Raw genomic sequence first — 22,215 nt, 5'->3', positions numbered from 1 at the left:
AAGAGGAGTCACTCGCTTGTTCTTGTTGCAACGCTGCGGTGCCACCAGACACCGCAGCGCATCGGGCTGACGGGATCAGCGGTTGTACGCCGTCTCGCCGTGCGACGTGATGTCCAGACCTTCGCGCTCGGCTTCTTCCGAGACACGCAGGCCCACCAGCAGGTCGGCGATCTTGTAGGCGATGAACGCCACGACGCCGGACCACACGATGGTGAACAGCACGCTCTTGACCTGGATCCACACCTGGGCACCCATCGAGAACGTGTCGGGCGTCAGGCCGCCGGTACCACCCAGGCTTTGCGATGCGAACACACCGGTCAGGATGGCACCCAGGATGCCGCCCACACCGTGCACGCCGAACACGTCGAATGCATCGTCCACGTTGAGCAGGCGCTTGAGGCCACCCACACCCCACAGGCAGACCACACCGGCCAGCAGGCCCAGCACGATGGAACCCATGGGGCCCACGAAGCCAGCGGCAGGCGTCACGGCCACGAGGCCGGCCACGGCACCGGAGGCGGCGCCCAGCATGGAAGCCTTGCCCTTGTGCAGCGCTTCACCAGCGATCCAGCTCAGCGTGGCAGCGGCAGTGGCCAGCACGGTGTTCACGAAGGCCAGGCCGGCGCCAGCGTTGGCGGCACCTGCGGAGCCGGCGTTGAAGCCGAACCAGCCTACCCACAGCAGCGAGGCACCGACCATGGTCAGCGTCAGGCTGTGGGGCGTGAGGGCTTCCTTGCCGAAGCCGATGCGCTTGCCCACCATGTAAGCGCCCACCAGGCCGGCGATACCGGCGTTGATGTGCACCACGGTGCCGCCTGCGAAGTCCAGTGCGCCGTCAGCCGCCAGCAGGCCGCCGCCCCACACGATGTGGGCCATGGGCACGTAGCTGAAGGTGAACCACAGCACCGAGAAGATCAGCACGGCGGAGAACTTGATGCGCTCTGCGAACGAACCGACGACCAGCGCCACGGTGATGGCCGCGAACGTGCCCTGGAACGCGATGAACACGTACTCGGGGATGGTGATCAGCGCGCCGAAGGTCTCCTGGGTCACGCCCTTGAGGAAGATCTTCTGGAAGCCGCCGAAGAACTTGCCCTCGCCGGAGAACGCCAGGCTGTAGCCGTAGATGGCCCACAGCAGGGAGATCAGCGAGAACACCACGAAGACCTGCATCAGCACCGACAGCATGTTCTTGCTGCGGCCCAGGCCGCCGTAGAACAGCGCCAGGCCGGGGATGGTCATCAGGATCACGAGCAGCGTGGAGGTCAGCATCCAGGCGGTGTCGCCGGAGTCGATCTTGGGCACGGGTGCGGCAGGGGCGGCCTCGGAGGCCGCAGCGGCGGGTGCCGGTGCAGCGACAGGTGCGGCGGCGGGGGCTGGCGCAGCGGCAGCAGGCGCGGCTTCTGCGGGGGCCGATGCCGCGGCATCAGCAGCAGGGGCCTGGGCCAGCACGGCGGAGCCGCCGGACAGCAGACTCAACCCCAGTACAAAGGAAGCAAGCAGTTTTTTCATGGCATTTCTCTGGTGTCTGTGGCAACCGGGCCCTTACAGGGCTTCCTTGCCGGTTTCGCCGGTACGGATGCGCACCACCTGCTCCAGGTGGGTCACGAAAATCTTGCCGTCGCCGATCTTGCCGGTGCGGGCGGCGGTTTCGATGGATTCGATCACGCGGTCCACCAGGTCGTCGGCCACGGCGGCCTCGATCTTGACCTTGGGCAGAAAGTCGACCACGTACTCTGCACCGCGGTACAGCTCGGTGTGGCCCTTCTGGCGGCCGAAGCCCTTGACCTCGGTTACCGTGATGCCTTGCACGCCGATGTCCGAGAGCGCTTCGCGCACCTCGTCGAGCTTGAAGGGCTTGATGATGGCTGTCACCATTTTCATTTTGGGATCCTCCGACAACGGGCGCAGCCTGCGCCCATCGAGACTGCTTACAGGGTTTTGGTGAGCGTGACGATCACGCGCGACTTGTTCACGTGGCCGAAGAAGGCCTTTTTGTTGGCGCCCACCACGGCGGCGCCGAGCGACAGGCCGCTGCCGAAGTCATACGCGCCGCCGACGCTGTAGTCCATGTAGTTGGGCACGCCCGTGTCCTTGATGTCGCTGGCAAAGCGGGTGAAGCCCACCGATGCCTTCAGCGTGATGCTGGGGGCCACTTCCTGTGCGAACGCCAGGTTCAGGTAGCCGGTGTTGGTGCCCTTCAGGCCCGAGCCTGCCTTGGCGCCTGCGAAACCGAAGTAGTCCTTGGAAATGGTGTGCGAGTACTTGGCGGTGAAGGGGCCCATGGTGGCCGCCCCGTACAGCTCGGTGGTGTTGCCGTTGCTGTTGCCGGGGTAGATGTAAGTCAGCGCGCCCAGGTCGAAGTCGGCGCCTGCGGCCTTGAACTTGTAGCCGCCGTACAGGTCGGACTCGAGCGAGTTGTTGGCCAGCCAGTCCACGCTGGAATTCCAGTTGCCCACGTACCAGCCGGTTTCGCCGAAGGTGTAGTCGAAGCCGCCTTGCAGCGCGGGCTTGACGGCCTTGGCCTTGGAGGCGTCCTGGTCCTGGCCACGGAACTTGTAGTTGGTGGTCAGGCTGACGTTGCCGGTGAGCTGGGCGCTGGCCAGCATGGGAAGGGTTGCAACAAGGGCAACGCCCAGGGTCTTGATGATGGCGCGGGTCATGTTTCCTCCGGTTGGACAAAGTAGGGGACAGGGGCTCTAAGCACGGACCGTGCCACTGGCATGTCATGCCGCGCCGGCCCGTTGCTTCGCGTTACATGGATCCCCCGGTACAGTGAGGGGTTGTTCGCTCCTCACCATGCACTTACTTGGTGCAAGGCGCGCACTACGCGCAACTAAAAACCACAAAACGCACCCATCTGGGGAGAATCTGCTTCATGAGTCTTGCTTTGGTGCAAAGCCGCGCCCTTCTGGGGCTGCAGGCGCCTTCGGTGACGGTCGAGGTGCATCTGGCCAATGGCCTGCCCAGCTTCACGCTGGTGGGACTGGCAGAGGTCGAAGTGAAGGAAGCGCGGGAGCGCGTGCGCTCGGCGCTGCAGAACGCGGGGCTCGAATTTCCGCACAACAAACGCATCACGGTGAACTTGGCACCCGCGGATTTGCCCAAGGACTCGGGCCGGTTCGACCTGCCCATCGCCCTGGGAATCCTCGCGGCCAGCGGACAGGTCGATGCCAGCAAGCTCAAAGGCTATGAGTTTGCGGGCGAGCTGTCGCTCTCGGGCGAGTTGCGCGCCGTGCGCGGCGCACTGGCCACCAGCCTGGCGCTGCAGGCCCAGCAGATCGACGTCACCCTGGTGCTGCCGCCTGGCAGCGCCGAAGAGGCCGCGCTGGTGCCCGACGCCCGCGTGGTGCGGGCCCGCCACCTGCTCGACGTGGTGCGTGCCTTCTTGCCGCCCGGCAGCGTGGCGGGGGGCGATGCCGACGTCGACAACGACGGCTGGAGCCGCCTCGAGCCCCAACCGCTGACCGCCCACACCCAAGGCCCCGACATGGCCGATGTGAAGGGCCAGGCCACGGCCAAGCGTGCGCTGGAGATCGCTGCGGCCGGCGCGCACAGCATCCTGATGGCCGGGCCGCCAGGCTCTGGCAAGTCGATGCTCGCACTGCGGTTTGCGGGCCTGCTGCCCGCGATGACCGTGCAGGAGGCGCTGGAGAGCGCGGCGATTGCCAGCCTGGCGGGGCGCCTGCAGCCTGAGCGGTGGGGGCAAAGGCCTACGGGCAGCCCGCACCACACGGCGAGTGCGGTAGCGCTGGTCGGCGGAGGTTCTCCCCCAAAACCGGGCGAGATCTCTCTGGCCCACCACGGCGTTCTGTTTCTGGACGAACTCCCCGAATTCCCCCGCGCCGCTCTGGAAGCCCTGCGCGAGCCGCTGGAGACCGGCCACATCACGATATCGCGGGCCGCGCAGCGCGCGGACTTTCCGGCGCGGTTCCAGATGATCGCTGCGATGAACCCCTGCCCATGCGGTTTTTTAGGCTCCACGCAGCGCGCGTGCCGCTGCACGCCGGACCAGATCAGCCGCTACCAGGGCAAGCTCAGCGGGCCGCTGCTGGACCGCATCGACCTGCATGTGGAGGTGCCCGCCCTGCCCGCCGAGCAACTGGTGCAGGCGCCCGCGGGGGAGTCGACCACCGCGATCCGCGAGCGGGTGGAGCGCGCCCGCGCTGTGGCCCTGGCGCGCCAGGGCAAGACCAACCAGGCGCTGCAGGGCCAGGAGATCGACACGCACGTGCAGCTGGACGACACGGCCATCAAATTCCTCAACACCGCCGCGGCCCGCCTGGGCTGGTCGGCGCGCAGCACGCACCGCGCCCTCAAGGTGGCGCGCACCATCGCCGACCTGGCGGGGGCGCCCACCACCGAAGTCAGCCACGTGGCCGAGGCCGTGCAGTACCGGCGCGTGCTGCGCAGCCCGGCGTAGCACTGCGCTGAGGCCCCGACACGGCAGCGACGGCCTCACCCTGCCAAAACTATAAAATCCATAGCAAACAAGGCTTCCAGAACCTGCGGCAGGGCCTGATCTACATCAACCACTGCCTTTGCGCCGGACCCCGGCCCGCCCCCCACTCCGCACAATCGCCCCATGCCCAGCGCTCGCCCCTCCAAGAAAACCGCCGCCGCTACAGCAGCACCCGCCACCCCCTCGGCCGAGCCCTTCACCGAGTCGGTGGACACGGGCTTTCTGCGCACGCTGGTGGGCTACAACGCGCGCCGTGCGTCGCTGGCCGTGATCGAGGTCTTCATGGAACGCATGGCGGTGTACCGCCTGAAGGTGGTGGATTTTTCGGTGCTGTCGCTGGTGGCGCACAACCCGGGCATCACGTCGCGCCAGCTGTGCGCCACGCTCAACGTGCTGCCGCCCAACCTGGTGGGGTTGATCGCCGCGCTGGAGCGGCGCGGCCTGATCGAGCGCCGCCCGCACCCGAGCGACGGCCGTGCGATGGGCGTGCACCTCACGCCCGCAGGGGCCGAGCTGACCGCCCAGGCCGAGCAGACCGCCGCGCAGCTGGAGGTGGACGCCACCGCCAGACTGACCGCCGCCGAGCGCACCACGCTGATCCGGCTGCTGCAGAAGGTCTACACGCAAAGCGCTTCGTAGCGCGCGGGCTGGGGGCACGGCCACACGGCCACAGGGGCACAGGGCCCCACAGCCGCACCGCAGCGGCAGCCCAGCAAGGCAAAAAGCCAGCGCGCCCTCCCTGGGCCGCTGGCTTTTTGCTTTGTTGGTGTTGGCGCCGGGCCCGGCCCATGCCGCCGACCAGCGCCAGGGCGTGAACGCCCCTCAGCCCTGCGCAGCCTTCGCCGCCATGGCCTGCGCCAGGCCGCCCCACTGCGCGCGGAACAGGCCCGGGTCCATGGTCTTCACGTTGCGCATGATGGGCTTGAAGCCCATGTGCGCCAGCACGTCGCGTTCCAGGTCGATGCCGGGCGCGATCTCCGTCAGCTCCAGGCCTTCGGTGGTCAGGTGGAACACGGCGCGCTCGGTGACGAACAGCACGTTCTGCTCGCGCTGCGCAGCGTCCAGGCCGTTGAAGGTGATCTGCTCGACCTTCTCAATGAACTTGCGCGAGCGGCCTTCCTTGACGATAGTGAGCGTCCCATCAGCCACCTTCACCTCCAGCCCGCCCGCGGTGAAGGTGCCGCAGAACACCAGGTGCTTGGTGGACCGCGTGATGTTCACAAAACCGCCGCAGCCCACGGGCCGGCCGTTGAACTTGCTCACGTTCACGTTGCCGTGGTTGTCGGCCTGCGCCAGGCCCAGGAAGCTCGCGTCCAGACCGCCGCCGTCATAGAAGTCGAACTGCAGCGACTGCTCGATGATCGCATCGGCGTTGTAGGCAGTGCCGAAGTCCCCCAGCTGCGCCGGGATGCCGCCGGTGATGCCGCTTTCCACGCTCAGCGTGAACTGGTCGGACACGCCCTCTTCCGCCGCCACCGACGGCACGCCCGCGGGGATGCCGATGCCCAGGTTGGTGATGGCGCCCGGCGTGAGCTCCAGCGCCGTGCGGCGCGCGATCACCTTGCGCTCGTCCAGCGGCATGGGCGCCAGCGAATTGAGCGGCACGCGCACATCGCCACACAGCGCGGGGTTGAACTGCGTGGTGATGGTCTGCATGTGGTTCTCGGGCTGGCTGACCACCACGTAGTCCACCGACACGCCCGGCACCTTGACCGATTTGGGGTGCAGGCTGCCGGCCTTCACGATGCGCTCCACCTGCGCGATCACGATGCCGCCGCTGGCCTTGGCCGCGTGGGCGATGTTGATCTGCTCGAGCAGCACGCCTTCCTTGTCCAGCGTGATGTTGCCGTTCTCATCGGCCAGCGTGCCGCGGATGATGGCCACATCGACCTTGGGCGCGGGATAGAACAGCCATTCCTCGCCGTTGAACTCCACCAGCTTGACCAGGTCTTCGGTGGACTTGCTGTTGAGCTTGCCGCCTTCGATGCGCGGGTCCACAAACGTGCCCAGGCCCACCTTAGTCAGCAGCCCGGGGCTGCGGCTGGCGATGTGGCGCGTGAGGTGCGACAGGCTGCCCTGCGGGAAGTTGTAGGCCTCGACCTCGCCGTCGAAGACCATCTTCATCATCTCGGCGCCGGTCTGGCCGAAGTGGCCGGCCACCGTGCGCTTGATCATGCCCGGGTGGGCAAAGTGCACCATGCCCGCGTCCTTGCTGTTGCCGATGGCGCCGCAGGCCCAGGTGGTCACGTTCTTCGGGTGGCCGGTGTCGAGGAAATTCTTTTCCACGCCCTTGAGCACTTCCTCGGGCAGGCTGGAGACGGCCAGGCCGCCCAGGAAGATGGTGGCGTTGTCGGGGATCAGGGCCCCGGCTTCAGCGGCGGTGATGATTTTCATGGTGTGTGCTCTTGCGAAATAAGGGGATGACTGGTTCAGGCGTCGGGGTTCTCGATCAGCAGCGCCATGCCCTGCCCGCCGCCCACGCAGGCGCTCGAGATGCCGTAGCGCAGGCCGCGGCGGCGCAGCTCGCGCGCCAGGGTCACCGTCAGGCGCACGCCGGTGGCGGCCAAGGGATGGCCCAGCGCAATCGCGCCGCCGTTCACGTTGAGCTTGTCGCGGTCGAGGCCCAGTTCGCGCTCCACGGCGATGGTCTGCGCGCCCTGCGCTTCGTTGATTTCAAACAGGCCGATGTCATCCAGCGTGAGCCCGGTGCGCGCCAGCAGCGCGCGAATGGCAGGTGCGGGGCCGATGCCCATGAATTCGGGCGCCACACCGACGGCAGCCGCACCGCGCAGGCGCGCCAGGGGTTTGAGGCCGCGCCGCTGCACATACGCATCGCTGGCCACCACGGCGCCCACGGCCGCATCGACCAGGGCCGAGCTGTTGCCCGCCGTCTGCACGCCGCCGGGGTACACCGTGCGCAGCCCCGCCAGCGCCTCGATGGGCGAGGGGCGCGGGTGCGTGTCGCGGTCGAGCTGCGCCACCTTGCGCGGCAGCGTGATGCCGCGCGTGGCGTAGCCTGCCAGCTCGAACTTCTCGCTCGTCACCGGCACGATCTCGCCGGCCAGAAAGCCATCGGCCTGCGCCTTGAGCGCCAGCTCGAACGAACGGGCCGCGTACGCGTCCACGTCTTCGCGGGTGATGCCGTATTTTTTGGCCAGGTTCTCGGCGGTCTCGATCATCGTGACGGGGCCTGCGGTGTCGATCAGCGCCTCCATCAAAAAGTCTTTGAACTCCACCGGCGCACCGAGCTTGAAGCCCGTGCGGTGCGTGTACGCGGCGATCGGGTTGCGCGTCATGGACTCGGTGCCCACCACCAGCGCCACGTCGGCATAGCCGAGCGCGATCTGGTCCGCAGCCTGGCGGAACAGCTCGAAGCCCGTGCCGCAGATGCGCTGCACCAGGATGGCCGGCACCGCTTGCGGCACGCCTGCATACAGGCCGATGTGGCGCGGCAGCACGAAGACGTCGAAGTCGGCCTGCGCCATCGACCCGGTGATGACCGAGTTCACGTCGGCCGCAGGCACGCCGGCGCGCTCCAGCACGGCGCGGGCCACCTTGATGCCCATGTCGGTGGGCGACACATGCCCGAGCGGCCCGCAGTAGTCGACCATGGGCGTGCGCACGCCGTCCACCAGCCAGGCGTTCAAGAGGGCGGAGAAAGAGCTTGTCGAAGCGGTCGTCATGGTCAGGCCTTGGAAGTGGTTTTGCTGTCCGTCACGCGCAGCACGGTGGCGTAGCCGGTGTCGCCCGCGGCGCAGCCGGTGAACAGGCCCACGCCGCCGCCGCGCAGCACCAGCTCTTCGATGAGTTCGATGATGGCGCGCATCCCGGTGGGCGCCTGCGGGTGGCCCCAGATGATGGAGCTGCCGTAGTTGTTCATGCGCTCCCACGCAAAGCCGGTGTCGCGCGCCAGCGCGATGTCGTTCACCGCGAACGGGTTGTGCGTCTTGATGGCGTGCACATCGGCGATGGACAGGCCCGCGTGCTTGAGCGCATTGAACGCCGCCGGCGACGGTGCCATGGGCATGAAGCCGGCTTCCACCCGCGACATGCCGAAGCCCAGGATCTCGACCTCGATGCTCGCATCGATGGACGCTGCGCGCGCCCGGTCGCGCGTGGTGACGATGGCGCCCGCGTTGCCGTCGGCTGGGTGCGTCTGGCCGCCGAAGGTCACGGTGCCGCCTTCTTTCACCGGCTTGAGCTTGGCCAGACCTTCTGCGGTGGTGGGGAAGATGCCTTCGTCGGCGCTGAGCGTGCCGGTCTGCTTGCGGAACTTCGAATCAGTGACCGGTACATCGGCCATGTAGCGCTTTTGAAAGGCACGGTCATCGGCCAGCGCGGCCTGGTACTGCGTGTAGCGGTGCAGCTTGAGCGCGTGCTGCTCTTCGGTGCTGATGCCATAGCGCGCCGCCACGTTTTCGCCGGTCTGCAGCATGGGGTTCTTGGCATACGGGTCGTGGCCCATGTTGTCGGGCACCCAGTGCTCGGTGATGCCGTAGCCGCCGGTGCCGCTCGAATCGGGGTAGTACACCACCGGGCCGTTGGACTGGCGGTCCGCCATCACCAGCAGGGCGCTGGTGGCAGTGCCGCAAGCCACTTCTTGCGCGGCCATCTGCAGCGCGCGCACACTGGTGGCGCAGGCCTGCTGCACCGTGGGGCCGGCCACGCGGTCGATGCCCATGAGGCCGGTGACCCAGGGCAGGCCATAGAAGCTGCCCTTTTGCGGGTTGGTGATGCCGAGGATCGCCAGGTCCACCGCCGACAGGTCGTACCCGCGCGCGGCCAGCGCTTGCTTGCCCACGGTGGCCGCCAGCGGCAGCGCGTTGAGGTTGGCCAGCGAGCCCTGCCACTTGGCAAACGGGGACGACCAGTAGATACCGTAGGGGATGAAGGCGTTCATGACGGGTCCTTGCTGTGAATCGGTGCCATTTTAGTTATTTATCATAATCATATGAGTCCCTGGAAAAGCTAGGGAAAGCACCTAGCAAAGACCGCCTGCACGGCCTTGTTTTAGTTATTTTGATAACCATAATTTCTCCAACTCACCTCGATGACCATGACCAAGCACTCCGACATCTCCCTCGAAATCCGCGGCGAACGCGAGGACATCGCGGTCATCCGCCTGTCCCGCCCTGCCAAGCGCAATGCCCTGAACGACGGCCTGATCCTGGCGCTGCGGGACGTGATGGACAACCTGCCCGCCACCGTGGGCGCGGCCGTGATCGATGGCGAAGGCGACCATTTCTGCTCGGGCCTGGACCTGTCCGAACTGAAAGAGCGCGATGCCGGCCAGGGCCTGCACCACTCGCGCATGTGGCATGCGGCGCTGGACCGCGTGCAGTTCGGCCCCGTGCCCGTGGTGGCCGCGCTGCACGGTGCGGTGGTGGGCGGCGGCCTGGAGCTGGCCAGCGCCTGCCACATCCGCGTGGCCGATGAATCGACCTTCTACGCGCTGCCCGAAGGCTCGCGCGGCATCTTCGTGGGCGGTGGCGGCGCGGTGCGCATTCCGCGCCTGATCGGCACGGCGCGCATGACCGACATGATGATGACCGGCCGCGTCTACAACGCGGTGGACGGCGAGCGCGTGGGCTTTGCGCAGTACCTCGTGCCCACCGGCACGGCGTTCGACAAGGCCTTCGAGCTGGCCCAGCGCATTGCGCAGAACGCGCCGCTGACCAACTACGCGCTGATGCACGCGCTGCCGCGCATCGCCGAACAGCCGTCGGACCAGGGCCTGATGACCGAAGCCATGATGGCCGCCATCGCCCAGAGCGCCCCCGAGGCCAAGGCGCGTGTGCGCGCCTTCCTCGACGGCAAGGCCGCCAAGGTCAAGAAGGACTGACCGACCGACACGCTCCCCACGGCGCCACCCCAGCCCCACCGAGACGCTTTTCCATGACGGCAACCAACCCCTCCCCCCGCTACCGGCCGCTGCGCTTCGGCGTGACCGAAGTCAGCACCCGCCAGGCAGACAACGGCGTCGTCTATGTGCGGGCCACGCAGGACCTGGAGGCCTACCCGCTGCGCCTGACCGACCGGCTCGCGCACTGGGCCCAGACCGTGCCCGACCGCACCTGGATGGCCCAGCGCGTGAAGAACGCCGACGGCAGCCTGGGCGAGTGGCGCCACATCACCTACGGCCAGGCCTGGCAGGCCGCGCGCAGCATTGCCCAGGCCCTGCTCGACATGCACCTGAGCGCCGAGCGCCCCGTGGCCATCCTGAGCGAGAACGACCTGGACCACGCGCTGCTGTCGCTGGGCTGCCTGGTGGCCGGCGTGCCGCAGTGCACCGTGTCCACCGCGTACTCCACCATCAGCCAGGACTTCGACAAGCTGCGCCACGTGCTGGACACCCTGACCCCCGGCCTGGTGTTCGCGAGCGACGCCACGCGCTTCGCGCGCGCCATCGAGGCCACCGTGGCGGCCGACGTGAAGGTGGTGCTGGGCACCGGCAGCATCCCGGGCCGCAGCACCGTGGCCTTCAGCGACCTGCTGGCCACCCCCGCCACGCCGGCCGTGGATGCGGCGCATGGCGCCATCACGGCCGACAGCATCGCCAAGTTCATGTTCACCTCGGGCTCCACCAAGCTGCCCAAGGCCGTGATCGTGACGCACGGCATGTGGGCCGCCAACCTGCAGCAGATGAACCAGTCGATGCCGGTGCTGGCCGAAGAGCCCCTGGTGCTGGTGGACTGGCTGCCGTGGAACCACACCTTCGGCGGCAACCACAACTTCGGCATCGTCATCTACAACGGCGGCACGCTCTACCTGGACGAGGGCAAGCCCACGCCCAAGGGCATGGCCGAGACCATCCGCAACCTGCGCGAGATCGCGCCCACGGTGTACTTCAACGTGCCCACGGGTTTCGAGGTGATCGCGCAGACCATGAAGACCGACGCACAGTTGCGCAAGAAACTGCTCAGCCGCGTGAAGATGTTCTTCTTTGCCGCAGCCGCGCTGTCGCAGCCGATCTGGGACTCGCTGTTCGACAGCGCCGAGCGCGAAGTGGGCGAGCGCATCGTGATGAACACGGGCCTGGGCATGACCGAAGGCTGCCCCTTCTGCGTGGCGGTGAACAGCCCCGACGTGCAGGCCGGCGACATCGGCGTGCCCACGCCGGGGCTCGAATTGAAGCTCGTGCCCGTGGACGGCAAGGTCGAGGTACGCTACCGCGGCCCCAACATCACGCCCGGCTACTGGCGCAATGCCGACGCCACACGCGACGCCTTCGATGACGAGGGCTTCTACTGCTCGGGCGACGCGGTGAAGTGGATCGACGAGAACGACCTGAACAAGGGCCTGAAGTTCGACGGCCGCATTGCCGAGGACTTCAAGCTCAGCACCGGCACCTTCGTGAGCGTGGGGCCGATGCGCGCCAAGATCATCGCCGCCTGCGCGCCCTACGTGCAGGACGCGGTCATCACCGGCATCAACCTCAAAGAGATCGGCGCGCTGCTGGTGCCCACCCCCACCATCCGCACGCTCAGCGACCTGCCCGAGAGCGCCAGCCTGCACGAGGTGCTGGCCAGCGCCCCGGTGCAGCAGCACTTCCAGCAGGTGCTGGACAAGCTTTCGGCAGAGTCCACCGGCAGCGCCACCCGCGTGGCCCGTGCGCACCTGATGGCCGAGCCGCCCTCGCTCGACAAGGGCGAGGTCACCGACAAGGGCTCCATCAACCAGCGCGCCGTGCTGCAACACCGCGCGGACGTGGTGGACGCACTGCACGGCGGCACGCTGCCCGGCACGCTGGTGCCGCGCCACTGAACGCCCAAGACACACCCACCATTTTTCTCAAGGACACACAGCATGGACATCCAAGGACAAGCCGCCATCGTGACCGGCGGCGCATCGGGCCTCGGTGAAGCCACCGCCCGCGAACTCGCCCGCCTGGGCGCCAAGGTCGCCGTGCTCGACCGCAATGCCGAGCTGGCCGAGAAGGTTGCGGCCGATATTGGTGGCGTGGCGTGCGCCTGTGACATCACCGACCCCGCCAGCGTCACCGCTGCGCTGGAGAAGGCCGCTGCCGCCCACGGCCCCGCGCGCATCCTGATGAACGTGGCCGGCATCGGCAGCGCCAAGCGCATCGTGCAGCGCGACGGCTCTGCTGCGCCGCTGGAGGACTTCACGCGCGTCGTCACCATCAACCTGATCGGCAGCTACAACGTCAGCCGCCTGTTCGCCGCCGCCTGCGCCAAGCTCGACGCACTGCCCAATGGCGAGCGCGGCGTGATGATGTTCACCGCCTCGGCCGCCGCGTTCGACGGGCAGGTGGGCCAGCAGGCGTACAGCGCCTCCAAGGGCGGCCTCGTGGGCATGACGCTGCCGATGGCGCGCGACCTGGCGCAGCACGGCATCCGCGTGTGCACCGTGGCGCCCGGCCTGTTCGCCACGCCGCTGATGAAGGAGCTGCCCGAGGCCGTGCAGCAGTCGCTGGCCGCGAGCATCCCCTTCCCCCCGCGCCTGGGCAAGCCCGAGGAGTTTGCCGAGCTGGCCTGCCACATCGTGACCAACGGGCACCTGAATGGCGAAGTCATCCGCCTCGACGGCGCCCTGCGCATGGCACCACGGTAGCGCGCCGCGGAGCGGCGCAGCGCCGACATAACGAGAGAGTGTGAGAACACCCCAGTTGCTTTTTGAGATTTCCATCCGATACACACCAGGAGACAAACCATGACCACCACACGCCGTCAATTCGTTCAGGCCCTTGGCGCCAGCGCCGCACTGGGCGCGCTGCATCCGTTCGCCGCCCATGCGCAGGTGGACCAGGTCAAGGTGTATTTCGGCTTTCCGGCCGGCAGCTCGGGCGACACCGTGGCGCGCCGCGTGGCGGAGAAGTGGGCGGGCAGTGCGTTCAGCAAGAACCCCGGCGTGGTGGAAAACAAGCCCGGCGCGGGCGGCCGCATTGCGCTGGAGACGCTCAAGGGCGCCCCGGCCGACGGCTCGGTGCTGGCCGTGGCGCAGGTGTCGGCCCTGGCCAACTACCCGCACATCTACAGCAAGATGAACTACACCGACAAGGACTTCGCGCCCGTGTCGATCGCCGCGGTGATGCACCACGGCCTGGCCGTGGGCCCCATGGTGCCCGCCAGCGTGAAGTCGGTGAAGGACTTCCTGGCCTGGGCAAAGGCCAACCCCAAGGACGCGAGCTACGGCTCGCCCGGCGCGGGCTCGACGCCCCACTTTTTGGGCGCGCTGTTGGGTATCAACAGCGGCGTGGACCTGCGCCACGTGCCGTACCGCGGCTCCATCCCCGGCGTGACGGACGTGGTGGGCGGGCAGATCGCCGCCATGGTCACGCCGCACGGTGACTTCATCGCCAACTACAAGGCCGGCAAGCTGCGCATCCTGGCCACCTCGGGCCCCAAGCGCTCCATCTACGTGCCCGACGTGCCCACGTTCGCCGAGCAAGGCTTTCCGGAGCTGACGACCGAAGAATGGTTCGGCTTCTACGCCCCGGCCGCCACGCCCAAGCCCGTGATCGCCGCCGCCAATGCCGCGATCAACGCGGCGCTGAAGGAAAAGTCGGTCATCGACAGCCTGGCCATCGTGGGCCTGATGCCGCACGGCTCCACGCCCGAGGAACAGGCGCGCTGGCAGAAGGCCGAGTACGACACCTGGGGGCCGCTGATCAAGAAGATCGGGTTCACGGCAGAGTCTTGACTCCCCCTGAGGCGCTTACGCGCCTTCCCCCTGAGGGGGACGCCACCCGTGGACTGGCGGAGCCAGATCCACGGTGGCGCTGGCATGGGGGCGCGCCAGTTGCGAAGTGTGGGGGCGCTGGTGATGGCCGGGTTTTGAGGCAGCGAGCGTTGGTGATTGCTTACTGATGTTGCGCGACCGATGCCGAGATGTGGACGCTGATTGTCTCTCCTGGCCGCGCCCCTTCTTCCCCAACCCGTTCGGGCTGAGCCTGTCGAAGCCAGGGCCAGCGCATACAGCCAGCCCGCATGACGACGTGCCGCCCCCCAAACCGTTCGGGCTGAGCTTGTCGAAGCCAGGGCGCACCGCTTGCGCAGCCCCTTCGCCAGGTGCAGGGTGAACGGTACGGCAACGAAGTTTCCGAATTCAAAAAAAAACAGCCCCTATCGCTTATCCAGCAAGCGCTAACAGCTATCAAATCAAGAGCAAACCATGCCAGCACGCCAGTCCCTCGCCGACATCGAGTTCCTGCTGACCGAGGTGCTGCAGGCGCCCGCCCGGTGGCAGGCGCTGGCGCCGTTTGCGGACACCGACGGCGATCTGGCCGCGCAGGTGCTCGATGAGGCTGCGAAGTTTGTCGACAGCGCCATCGCCCCGCTGCAGCGCAGCGGCGACGAAGAAGGCTGCCGCTTCGACGCGGGCCAGGTGCACACACCCGCAGGGTTTCGCGAGGCGTACCAGGCGTTCTGGCAGGCGGGCTGGCCGTCGTTGTCGTGCGACCCGGACGACGGCGGGCAGGGCCTGCCGGCGGTGCTCGAATGCGTGCTGTTCGAATGGCTGGCCGGTGCCAACCACGGCTGGACCATGGCGCCGGGGTTGCTGCACGGCGCGTACGAATGCATCCAGCACCACGCCAGCGACAACCTGAAGGCGCAGTACCTGCCCCAAATCGCCAGCGGCGAGTGGCTGGCCACCATGTGCCTGACCGAAGCGCACGCGGGCAGCGACCTGGGGCTGGTGCGCACGCGCGGCGTGCCGCAGGCGGACGGCAGCGTGCGCGTGAATGGCAGCAAGATTTTCATCTCCGGCGGCGAGCACGACCTGACCGACAACATCGTGCACTTGGTGCTGGCGCGCCTGCCCGATGCGCCTGCCGGGCCCAAGGGCCTGTCGCTGTTTCTCGTGCCCAAAGTTTTGGAGGGCGGCGCCCGCAATGCAGTAGTGTGCGAGCGCATCGAAGAGAAGATGGGCCTGCACGGCAGCCCCACCTGCGTGATGCGTTTTGACGACGCCACAGGCTGGCTGGTGGGCGAGCCGAACAAGGGTTTAAACGCCATGTTCGTGATGATGAACGCGGCGCGCCTGCACGTGGGCCTGCAAGGCATCGGCCTGCTAGAGGCCGCATGGCAAAAGGCAAGTGCCTACGCCGCCGAGCGCCGCCAGATGCGCGCGCCCGGCGCCAGGGACACGAGCCTGATCCAGGACCACCCCGCCATCCGCCGCATCCTGGCCACGCAGCGCGCGTGGATCGACGGCGGGCGGGTGCTGGCGTACCACACGGCGCTGCAACTGGACGCCGCCCAACACAGCACCGACGCGGCCGAGCGCGCCGCTGCGCAGCGCTGGTGCGCGCTGGTCACGCCAGTGCTGAAGGCCGCGCTCACCGATCAGGCCTTCCATGGCGCCAGCGCCTGCCTGCAGGTGTTCGGCGGCCACGGCTATGTGCGCGAATGGGGCATCGAGCAGATCGTGCGCGACGCCCGCGTGGCCATGATCTACGAAGGCACGAACGAGATCCAGGCGATCGACCTGCTGGTGCGCAAGGTGCTGGCCGATGGCGGCGAGGGCCTGGCCGCGCTGCTGGAGGCACTGCCCGCCACGCCCGCCGCCCGCGCCCGGCACACGGTGCTGGTCGACATCACCCACCAGCTCGCCCGCGCCGCGCAGGCCGACCCCGAGCTGCCCTACTGGGTGGCCGACGACTACCTGCGCGCCGTGGCGCTGGTGCTGCTGGAATGGGCCTGGGGGCGCATAGAGACCGCCAGTCGCGCCGAGCGCTGGAGCAGCCCCGCCCAGGCGTTCGCCCGCTGGGTGCTGCCCGAATTCGACATGCGCGCCGGCATTCTGCGCGAGCGCATCGCGCAGGCACGCAATACCAAGGCCGAATCGGCCGCTGCCGTTTGACAGATGCGCGCCAGCAGCTCCTGATTCAGTAGCACCCACCCGGGTTACGCACCGCTCCGCTCACATCCCCCACAGCGTGTCGAGGCTGCGCTGCGGGCTTTCCTGCGCCTCGAAAAAATGGAGACATCACCATGAGCATCGCGAAGAAAAGAAGAATGCCCATCCACCCGCTCGCTTTGGCGGCGCTGCCCGCAGCGCTACTCCTCGGCTGCGGCGGCGGCTCGTCCGACACGGCGCTGCCGCAGCTGGCAGCCGCGTCGCCGGGCAAGCTGGCCACCTGTGCCGAGCTGGCCAGCCGGTTCAGCCACCCGGGCACCCAGATCACCCAGGCCGAGCAGGTCGCGGCGGGCGTGCTCACCCGAGGCAACTCGGCAGTGGCCGCCCACTGCCTGGTGCGCGGCGAGATGAACGCCCGCACCAGCCCGCAGGACGGCCGCCGCTACGCCGTGGGTTTTGAAATGCGCATGCCGCTCGACTGGAACGGCCGGTTCTTCTACCAGGCCAACGGCGGTTCGGACGGCGAGGTGCTCACGGCCCTCGGCGGCGGCGGCCCCGCACCCACCACGGCGCTGCAGCAGGGCTTTGCGGTCATCAGCTCGGACGCCGGGCACAAGGGCGGACAGGACCTGTTCTTCGGCATCGACGCGCAGGCCCGGCTCGACTATGGCTACCAGGCCGTGGCCAAGCTGACCCCCATGGCCAAGGACCTGATCGCAGCCGCCTACGGCCGGCGGCCCGACCGCTCGTACATCGGAGGCTGCTCCAACGGCGGGCGCCACACCTTCGTCGCCATGACGCGCATGCCCGGCGAATACGACGGCTACCTGGCGGGCGCACCTGGCTACCGGCTGCCGCTGGCAGCCATCGCCAACCAGTTCGGTGCCAAGCAGTACGCCAGCATCGCGACCAACCCGGCCGACCTGTCCACCGCGTTCACGGGTGCGGAGCGCGCCATGGTCTCGGCCAAGGTGCTGGACAAGTGCGACGCTCTGGATGGCGTGAAGGACGGCATCATCCAGGACACCGCCGCCTGCCAGGCCAGCTTCGACTTCCAGCGCGATGTGCCCTCATGCTCCGGTGCGAGGGACGGCAGCTGCCTGACATCGGCCCAGAAGACGGCGATTGCGCCCATCTTCTCGGGCGCGGTGGACAGCAAGGGCAACAGGTTCTATGCAAGCTTCCCTTTCGACAGCGGCCACAACGCGGCAGACTCGTCGTTCTGGGAGTTCTTCGTCTCCACCAACATCGACCCGGCCATGACGGCGATGACCTGGGGCTCGCCACCGGTGTCGCCCACAGGCTTCAGCGGCGCGGCCTATGCGCTCAACACCCCCATCGACACCATGCTCGCATCGGTGGCGGCCACGAGTGGCGTGTACACCGAGTCGGGGCTCTCATTCATGCAGCCGGTGAACCCGACCCAGCTGTCGACGCTCAAGCAGCGCGGCGCCAAGGTCATGGTCTACCACGGCGTGAGCGACCCGATCTTCTCGGCCAACGACACTGCCAGCTGGTATGAAGGTGTGCGCACCAACAACAGCGGCGATGCATCGAACTTCGCACGCTACTACCCCGTGCCCGGCATGTCCCACTGCACCGTGGGCCCCGCCACCGACCAGTTCGACATGCTGACGCCGCTCGTGAACTGGGTCGAGAAGGGCCAGGCCCCCGACAGCGTGGTCGCGGGCGTGCGGACCGCCGGCAATGTGGCCGGCCCCAACCCGGATGTGCCCGCCAGCTGGTCTGCCCAGCGCACGCGCCCTGTGTGCGCCTACCCCAAGGTGGCGCGCTACAACGGCACGGGCGACATCGAACGCGCCAGCAGCTTCAGCTGCAAGTAGCCCTGCGCGCCGTGGGTGGCCGGCCTGCAGGTCGGCCCATTTGCGGCGCTGAGCGGCATTTCAGTTGCACGCGGCACGCGCCGCTGCCAGGATTGCGGCAGGCCAACGCCGCGATTTCACTTTTTGAGGAGACATCGCATGAACACCCGCAACCCTCTGCGCACCCGCCCCGCCGTCCTGGGTGCCGCCGCACTGGCCGCCCTGCTCGCAGGCTGCGGCACCGTTCCGCGCAGCGCCCTGCCCCAGCTGGCGGCCGCCACGCCCGCCACACTGAAAACCTGCGCCGACCTCGCGGGCAGCCTGGCACTGCCGGACACGCGCCTCACATCGTCGGAGCTCGTGGCGGCCGGGCCGATCACGCTGCAGAACGTGACGACCCAGGCACCCGCGCACTGCCTGGTTAAAGGCCGGATGAAAGAGCGCACCAGCTCCGTGGACGGTGCCACCTACGCCATCGGGTTCGAGATCCGCATGCCCGTGGCCTGGAACGGCCGCTTCCTGCACCAGGTCAACGGCGGGCTGGACGGCAGTGTGGTCACGGCGCTGGGTTCGGTCAGCGGCGCAGCGCCGGTGGCGCCGGCCTTGGTGCAGGGCTTCGCGGTGCTCAGTTCCGACGCAGGCCACGGTGCGCCCACGCCGTTCTTCGGGCTGGACCCACAGGCTCGACTGGACTACGGTTACCAGGCAGTCGGCACGCTCACACCCATGGCCAAGGACCTGATCCGCGGCGCCTACGGCAAGGCGCCCGACCGCTCCTACATCGCCGGCTGCTCCAACGGTGGGCGCCACGCCATGGTGGCCGCGTCGCGCTATGCCGACCAGTACGACGGCGTGCTGGCAGGCAACCCGGGCTTCAGCCTGCCCAAGGCCGCCACGGCGCAACTGTGGAAGGCGCAGCAATACGCCAGCGTGGCCACGCCAGGCGCCAACGGCCAGCCCGATCTGGCCAGCGCCATCTCACCCGCGGAGTTCAAGCTCATCGGCCGCAAGATCGTCGAGCGGTGCGATGCGCTCGATGGCGCGACAGACGGACAGGTGAACGATGTGAAAGCCTGCCAGGCCACCTTTCAGCTGCAGACCGATGTACCCAGCTGCACCGGCGCACGCGATGGCAGCTGCCTGTCGCCGGCGCAAAAGACCGTGCTGTCCCGCATTTTCGCGGGGCCGAAGAACAGCCAGGGCGAGGCGCTGTACACCGGCACCTGGTTCGACCCCGGCATCGCGGGCAGCAACTTTGCGTTCTGGCACTTCAACGCCCCGACCACACGCGACGCGGGGGCGGTGGCGTTCCTTTTCACCACGCCACCGGCCACGCTGGAGGCCTTCAAGGCCACCACGGGCCTGCAATACGCCATGGATTTCAGCATGGACAAGGACTACCCCAAAATGTTCGCCACCACGGCGCAGTACGCCGAGTCCCCCTGGTCGTACATGACGCCGCCCAACCCGGCGGACCTGGGCGCGCTCCGCAACCGCGGCGCCAAGATGATAGTCTTTCACGGCGTGGCCGATGGCGTGTTCTCGCCCGTGGACACGGCACACTGGATGGACCGCCTGCAGGCCCGCCATGGCGGCCAGGCCGATGCATTCGCCCGCCTTTTCCTGGTGCCGGGCATGAACCACTGCTCCGGCGGCCCCGCCACCGACCAGTTCGACATGCTGGCGCCCCTGGTGGCCTGGGTGGAGCAAGGCCAGGCGCCCGACAGCGTGACCGCCCGCGCCCGCGGTGCCGGCAGCAACCTGGTCAACGCCGAGTTGCCCTCCAGCTGGTCGGCCAACCGCACCCGGCCGCTGTGCGTGTACCCCAAGGTGGCGCGCTACAACGGCAGCGGCGACGTGGAGAGCGCGAGCAGCTTCAGCTGCAAGTAGCGGCCCGCCCTCGCCCCACCCACCCCACTTCGGCTGGAGGCCGGGACGGGTGGCTCGGCGTGGGCGTGAGGGCCCCGACCACCAGGTCGAGCACTGCAAGCACGGCACGTGCTCGGCGAGCGAGGGCTTCCCCTTCAGCTACCGCGTGTTGTGGCGGGAATCAAGCGGTGTGCAGCGCGAGGCGTCCACACTGCCTTCCAGCCACGCTGGAGAAGCGGTTCCAAATCCGAGATGGCGGCAGGGTCTGACACGCCGCCCTTCGGGAGCGTGCCTACACTGCGCCGATCCCATGCACCGGAGAACCACCATGGAAACGCAGGAACTGCACCGCGGCCGCCTCATCGACCACATCCAGCTGGTTGTGCGCGACCTGCCGGCCAGCCAGGCCTTCTACACCGCCGTGTTCGCAGTGCTCGACGTGCCGATGGGCGGCACGGGCGAAGGCTACTTCTGGGCCGACGAGCTTTTTGTCTCCACCGCCGACAGCGCGGCGGCCCAGGGCCACCTGACGGGCCGGCACCACCTGGCCTTCCAGGCAAAAGACCGGGCGATGGTCGAAGCGTTCTACCGCGCCGCACTCGCGCACGGCGGCAAGGACAATGGCGCGCCGGGCGAGCGCCCCTACCACCCCGGCTACTACGCCGCCTTTGTGCTGGACCCGGACGGCAACAACATCGAGGCCGTGTTCCACGGCGAGGCGCAGCGCAGCGCCGCGTCGGTCAAAGTGACGTTCTAGATCACAGCGGGGCTCAATCTCTGACCCAGCGTTGACAGAACCCCGCTGGGATCACCGCCCTCACGCCACAGGCTGCCCACCAGCCCCCGCCACACGCTGGCCCGGCGCGATGGTGGGCGGCGCCGCATTCAGCGTCTCGATCGCAAAGCCTGCCGCCTGCTTGTAGCGCGCCATGAAGGCCTCGCGCTCTTCGCGCGGCAGCACGTCGTCGATGTTGTCGAAGACGCCGCCGCAGCGCTCGTCCACCAGCCCCAGCAGGCCGAAGGGGCCCGACCCCCGATTGCGCAGCACCAGCGCGGAGATGTCCTGGCAGAGCTTGTCGTCGTAGGCGCGCAGGGCCTGGGGGCCCACGCCCTGCGCAAGCATCTGCGCGCCCAGCACTCGGGCGTCCACGATGGCCTGGCTCGCACCGTTGGAGCCCACGGGGTACATCACGTGCGCCGCATCGCCCAGCAGGGCCACACGGCCATCCACCCAGGTGGACACGGGGTCGCGGTCGATCATGGGGTATTCGAAGATGTCCGTCGCGCCGCGCAGCATCGCCGGCACATCCAGCCAGCTGTAGTTCCAGCCCTCGAAGTGGTGGATGAACTCCTCGAGCGCCACGCGCCGGTTCCAGTCGCCCTGCTGCCAGCCGCCCTGGTTGTCCACCGTGATCTCGGCGATCCAGTTGATGGTGGCCAGGCCGGTGACCGGGTCAGGCGGCGAGATCGGGTAGAACACCACGCGGTGGCGCAGCGAGCCCACACCCACAAAAGACGCGCCGGTGCGCACCGGCACCCCGGGCGTGGTACCGCGCCACATGATGGCGCCGCCCCACTGGATGGGCGGCTGCGCGGGGTGCATCTGCGCGCGCACGGCCGAGTGCAGGCCGTCGGCCGCGATCAGCAGCGCCCCCGGCACTTTCAGGCGTTCACCGCTGCGGGTCTCGACCAAGGCCGTGACGCCATCGGCATCCTGCCGGTAGCCCGTCACCCGCTGGCCCAGCCGCACGGCACCGTCGCCCAGGCGGTCTTTGACCGCGTTGAACAGCAGCATCTGCAGCTGCCCCCGGTGCACCGAGTACTGCGGCCAGCGGTAGCCGGCCTGCAGGCCGCGGGGTTCGGCGTAGATCTCGCTGCCGTTGCGGCCCACCAGCGCCCATTCGCGTGCCTGCAGGCCGATGGTGTCCAGCACGTCGTTGCCGAACCCCAGGTCGTGCAGCTCGCGCACGGCATTGGGCTGCAGGTTGATGCCGACGCCCAGCGGCTGCAGCTCGGGCACCGATTCGAACACGACGCAGGGCACGCCGATCTGGTGCAGCGTGAGGGCGGTGGCCATGCCGCCGATACCGCCACCGGCGATCAGGACGGGGCGGGACAAAGATGGGGGTGAAACATTACCGGACATAACGATATTGTCCCCGCAGTGAGGGCCCGGAAGGATTCCTTCATGGCCAACTGGCTCCGGCGGCACGCTACTGACATGCCGTTGTCAGTACGCCC

The 22,215-nt window shown here is 68.2% G+C and carries 17 protein-coding genes; 10 read left to right on the top strand and 7 right to left on the bottom strand.

Translation table 11 applies throughout. The annotated features are described in order from the left end of the window. Window positions 1-75: 75 nt before the first annotated feature. From ACSQ3N_RS01330 to ACSQ3N_RS01320, 3 genes are read right to left on the bottom strand one after another with little or no spacing between them, the layout of a single operon-like run. The gene (locus ACSQ3N_RS01330) at window positions 76-1,512 is read right to left on the bottom strand and encodes an ammonium transporter (protein WP_056410313.1); all 1,437 of its coding nucleotides are present in this window, start codon (window positions 1,510-1,512) and stop codon (window positions 76-78) included. 33 nt (window positions 1,513-1,545) lie between these two features. Continuing rightward, a complete protein-coding gene (gene glnK, locus ACSQ3N_RS01325; protein WP_015012094.1) occupies window positions 1,546-1,884 on the bottom strand; it encodes a P-II family nitrogen regulator in 339 nt (112 codons plus the stop codon). Window positions 1,885-1,931: 47 nt separating this feature from the next. Further along, the gene (locus ACSQ3N_RS01320) at window positions 1,932-2,663 is read right to left on the bottom strand and encodes a TorF family putative porin (protein WP_436145400.1); all 732 of its coding nucleotides are present in this window, start codon (window positions 2,661-2,663) and stop codon (window positions 1,932-1,934) included. Between the two features lie 215 nt (window positions 2,664-2,878). Here ACSQ3N_RS01320 and ACSQ3N_RS01315 point away from each other — a divergent pair, with 215 nt between their 5' ends. Both ACSQ3N_RS01315 and ACSQ3N_RS01310 read left to right on the top strand, forming a co-directional pair. Continuing rightward, window positions 2,879-4,423 carry a YifB family Mg chelatase-like AAA ATPase gene (locus tag ACSQ3N_RS01315; protein ID WP_056163276.1) on the top strand — a complete coding sequence of 515 codons (1,545 nt, stop codon included), beginning with the start codon at window positions 2,879-2,881 and terminating at the stop codon, window positions 4,421-4,423. Between the two features lie 162 nt (window positions 4,424-4,585). After that, on the top strand, window positions 4,586-5,101 hold the full coding sequence (locus tag ACSQ3N_RS01310) for a MarR family winged helix-turn-helix transcriptional regulator (RefSeq protein WP_056163273.1): 516 nt from the start codon (window positions 4,586-4,588) through the stop codon (window positions 5,099-5,101). 183 nt (window positions 5,102-5,284) lie between these two features. Here the strand turns inward: ACSQ3N_RS01310 and ACSQ3N_RS01305 are convergent, their stop codons facing one another. The 3 genes from ACSQ3N_RS01305 to ACSQ3N_RS01295 are packed head-to-tail and all read right to left on the bottom strand — an operon-like array spanning window position 5,285 to window position 9,362. Further along, window positions 5,285-6,856: an acyl CoA:acetate/3-ketoacid CoA transferase gene (locus tag ACSQ3N_RS01305; protein ID WP_436145399.1), complete on the bottom strand. Its 1,572-nt coding sequence runs from the start codon at window positions 6,854-6,856 to the stop codon at window positions 5,285-5,287. A gap of 35 nt (window positions 6,857-6,891) precedes the next feature. After that, window positions 6,892-8,145: a thiolase family protein gene (locus ACSQ3N_RS01300; protein ID WP_056163269.1), complete on the bottom strand. Its 1,254-nt coding sequence runs from the start codon at window positions 8,143-8,145 to the stop codon at window positions 6,892-6,894. Window positions 8,146-8,147: 2 nt separating this feature from the next. After that, the gene (locus ACSQ3N_RS01295) at window positions 8,148-9,362 is read right to left on the bottom strand and encodes a thiolase family protein (RefSeq protein WP_056163266.1); all 1,215 of its coding nucleotides are present in this window, start codon (window positions 9,360-9,362) and stop codon (window positions 8,148-8,150) included. 156 nt (window positions 9,363-9,518) lie between these two features. Here ACSQ3N_RS01295 and ACSQ3N_RS01290 point away from each other — a divergent pair, with 156 nt between their 5' ends. The 8 genes from ACSQ3N_RS01290 to ACSQ3N_RS01255 all read left to right on the top strand — a co-directional run bounded on the left by ACSQ3N_RS01290 (window position 9,519) and on the right by ACSQ3N_RS01255 (window position 20,731). After that, window positions 9,519-10,304, top strand: coding sequence for a crotonase/enoyl-CoA hydratase family protein (locus ACSQ3N_RS01290; RefSeq protein WP_056163447.1), 786 nt, complete (start codon window positions 9,519-9,521; stop codon window positions 10,302-10,304). 53 nt (window positions 10,305-10,357) lie between these two features. After that, window positions 10,358-12,226, top strand: coding sequence for a feruloyl-CoA synthase (locus ACSQ3N_RS01285; RefSeq protein ID WP_436145398.1), 1,869 nt, complete (start codon window positions 10,358-10,360; stop codon window positions 12,224-12,226). Between the two features lie 42 nt (window positions 12,227-12,268). Next, window positions 12,269-13,033 carry an SDR family NAD(P)-dependent oxidoreductase gene (locus ACSQ3N_RS01280; RefSeq protein ID WP_056163260.1) on the top strand — a complete coding sequence of 255 codons (765 nt, stop codon included), beginning with the start codon at window positions 12,269-12,271 and terminating at the stop codon, window positions 13,031-13,033. A 99-nt stretch (window positions 13,034-13,132) separates the two neighbouring features. Next, the gene (locus ACSQ3N_RS01275; protein ID WP_056163257.1) at window positions 13,133-14,122 is read left to right on the top strand and encodes a Bug family tripartite tricarboxylate transporter substrate binding protein; all 990 of its coding nucleotides are present in this window, start codon (window positions 13,133-13,135) and stop codon (window positions 14,120-14,122) included. Between the two features lie 471 nt (window positions 14,123-14,593). Next, window positions 14,594-16,285 carry an acyl-CoA dehydrogenase family protein gene (locus ACSQ3N_RS01270; RefSeq protein WP_436145397.1) on the top strand — a complete coding sequence of 564 codons (1,692 nt, stop codon included), beginning with the start codon at window positions 14,594-14,596 and terminating at the stop codon, window positions 16,283-16,285. A gap of 131 nt (window positions 16,286-16,416) precedes the next feature. After that, window positions 16,417-18,126, top strand: coding sequence for a tannase/feruloyl esterase family alpha/beta hydrolase (locus tag ACSQ3N_RS01265; protein WP_436145396.1), 1,710 nt, complete (start codon window positions 16,417-16,419; stop codon window positions 18,124-18,126). 138 nt (window positions 18,127-18,264) lie between these two features. Next, window positions 18,265-19,995, top strand: coding sequence for a tannase/feruloyl esterase family alpha/beta hydrolase (locus tag ACSQ3N_RS01260; RefSeq protein WP_436145395.1), 1,731 nt, complete (start codon window positions 18,265-18,267; stop codon window positions 19,993-19,995). Between the two features lie 307 nt (window positions 19,996-20,302). Continuing rightward, a complete protein-coding gene (locus tag ACSQ3N_RS01255) occupies window positions 20,303-20,731 on the top strand; it encodes a VOC family protein (protein WP_056163248.1) in 429 nt (142 codons plus the stop codon). A gap of 60 nt (window positions 20,732-20,791) precedes the next feature. On the opposite strand, the gene ACSQ3N_RS01250 is transcribed toward ACSQ3N_RS01255, so the two are convergent. After that, the gene (locus ACSQ3N_RS01250) at window positions 20,792-22,120 is read right to left on the bottom strand and encodes a flavin-dependent oxidoreductase (RefSeq protein WP_436145394.1); all 1,329 of its coding nucleotides are present in this window, start codon (window positions 22,118-22,120) and stop codon (window positions 20,792-20,794) included. Between the last annotated feature and the right edge of the window lie 95 nt (window positions 22,121-22,215).

This window comes from Acidovorax sp. LjRoot194, from assembly GCF_964253015.1.
In the GTDB taxonomy this organism is placed as follows: domain Bacteria; phylum Pseudomonadota; class Gammaproteobacteria; order Burkholderiales; family Burkholderiaceae_C; genus Acidovorax.
The sequence above is the reverse complement of the archived record's forward strand: the minus strand, read 5'-3'. Positions and strand labels throughout refer to the sequence as shown.

Excerpts from the sequence above, each read along its gene's own strand:
- ACSQ3N_RS01260 (WP_436145395.1), top strand. The coding sequence starts at position 18,265 with ATGAACACCCGCAACCCTCTGCGCACCCGCCCCGCCGTCCTGGGTGCC.
- ACSQ3N_RS01320 (WP_436145400.1), bottom strand. The coding sequence starts at position 2,663 with ATGACCCGCGCCATCATCAAGACCCTGGGCGTTGCCCTTGTTGCAACC.
- ACSQ3N_RS01280 (WP_056163260.1), top strand. The coding sequence starts at position 12,269 with ATGGACATCCAAGGACAAGCCGCCATCGTGACCGGCGGCGCATCGGGC.
- ACSQ3N_RS01305 (WP_436145399.1), bottom strand. The coding sequence starts at position 6,856 with ATGAAAATCATCACCGCCGCTGAAGCCGGGGCCCTGATCCCCGACAAC.
- ACSQ3N_RS01270 (WP_436145397.1), top strand. The coding sequence starts at position 14,594 with ATGCCAGCACGCCAGTCCCTCGCCGACATCGAGTTCCTGCTGACCGAG.
- ACSQ3N_RS01300 (WP_056163269.1), bottom strand. The coding sequence starts at position 8,145 with ATGACGACCGCTTCGACAAGCTCTTTCTCCGCCCTCTTGAACGCCTGG.
- ACSQ3N_RS01330 (WP_056410313.1), bottom strand. The coding sequence starts at position 1,512 with ATGAAAAAACTGCTTGCTTCCTTTGTACTGGGGTTGAGTCTGCTGTCC.
- ACSQ3N_RS01315 (WP_056163276.1), top strand. The coding sequence starts at position 2,879 with ATGAGTCTTGCTTTGGTGCAAAGCCGCGCCCTTCTGGGGCTGCAGGCG.
- ACSQ3N_RS01265 (WP_436145396.1), top strand. The coding sequence starts at position 16,417 with ATGAGCATCGCGAAGAAAAGAAGAATGCCCATCCACCCGCTCGCTTTG.
- ACSQ3N_RS01290 (WP_056163447.1), top strand. The coding sequence starts at position 9,519 with ATGACCAAGCACTCCGACATCTCCCTCGAAATCCGCGGCGAACGCGAG.
- ACSQ3N_RS01250 (WP_436145394.1), bottom strand. The coding sequence starts at position 22,120 with ATGTCCGGTAATGTTTCACCCCCATCTTTGTCCCGCCCCGTCCTGATC.
- glnK (WP_015012094.1), bottom strand. The coding sequence starts at position 1,884 with ATGAAAATGGTGACAGCCATCATCAAGCCCTTCAAGCTCGACGAGGTG.
- ACSQ3N_RS01310 (WP_056163273.1), top strand. The coding sequence starts at position 4,586 with ATGCCCAGCGCTCGCCCCTCCAAGAAAACCGCCGCCGCTACAGCAGCA.
- ACSQ3N_RS01275 (WP_056163257.1), top strand. The coding sequence starts at position 13,133 with ATGACCACCACACGCCGTCAATTCGTTCAGGCCCTTGGCGCCAGCGCC.
- ACSQ3N_RS01285 (WP_436145398.1), top strand. The coding sequence starts at position 10,358 with ATGACGGCAACCAACCCCTCCCCCCGCTACCGGCCGCTGCGCTTCGGC.
- ACSQ3N_RS01255 (WP_056163248.1), top strand. The coding sequence starts at position 20,303 with ATGGAAACGCAGGAACTGCACCGCGGCCGCCTCATCGACCACATCCAG.
- ACSQ3N_RS01295 (WP_056163266.1), bottom strand. The coding sequence starts at position 9,362 with ATGAACGCCTTCATCCCCTACGGTATCTACTGGTCGTCCCCGTTTGCC.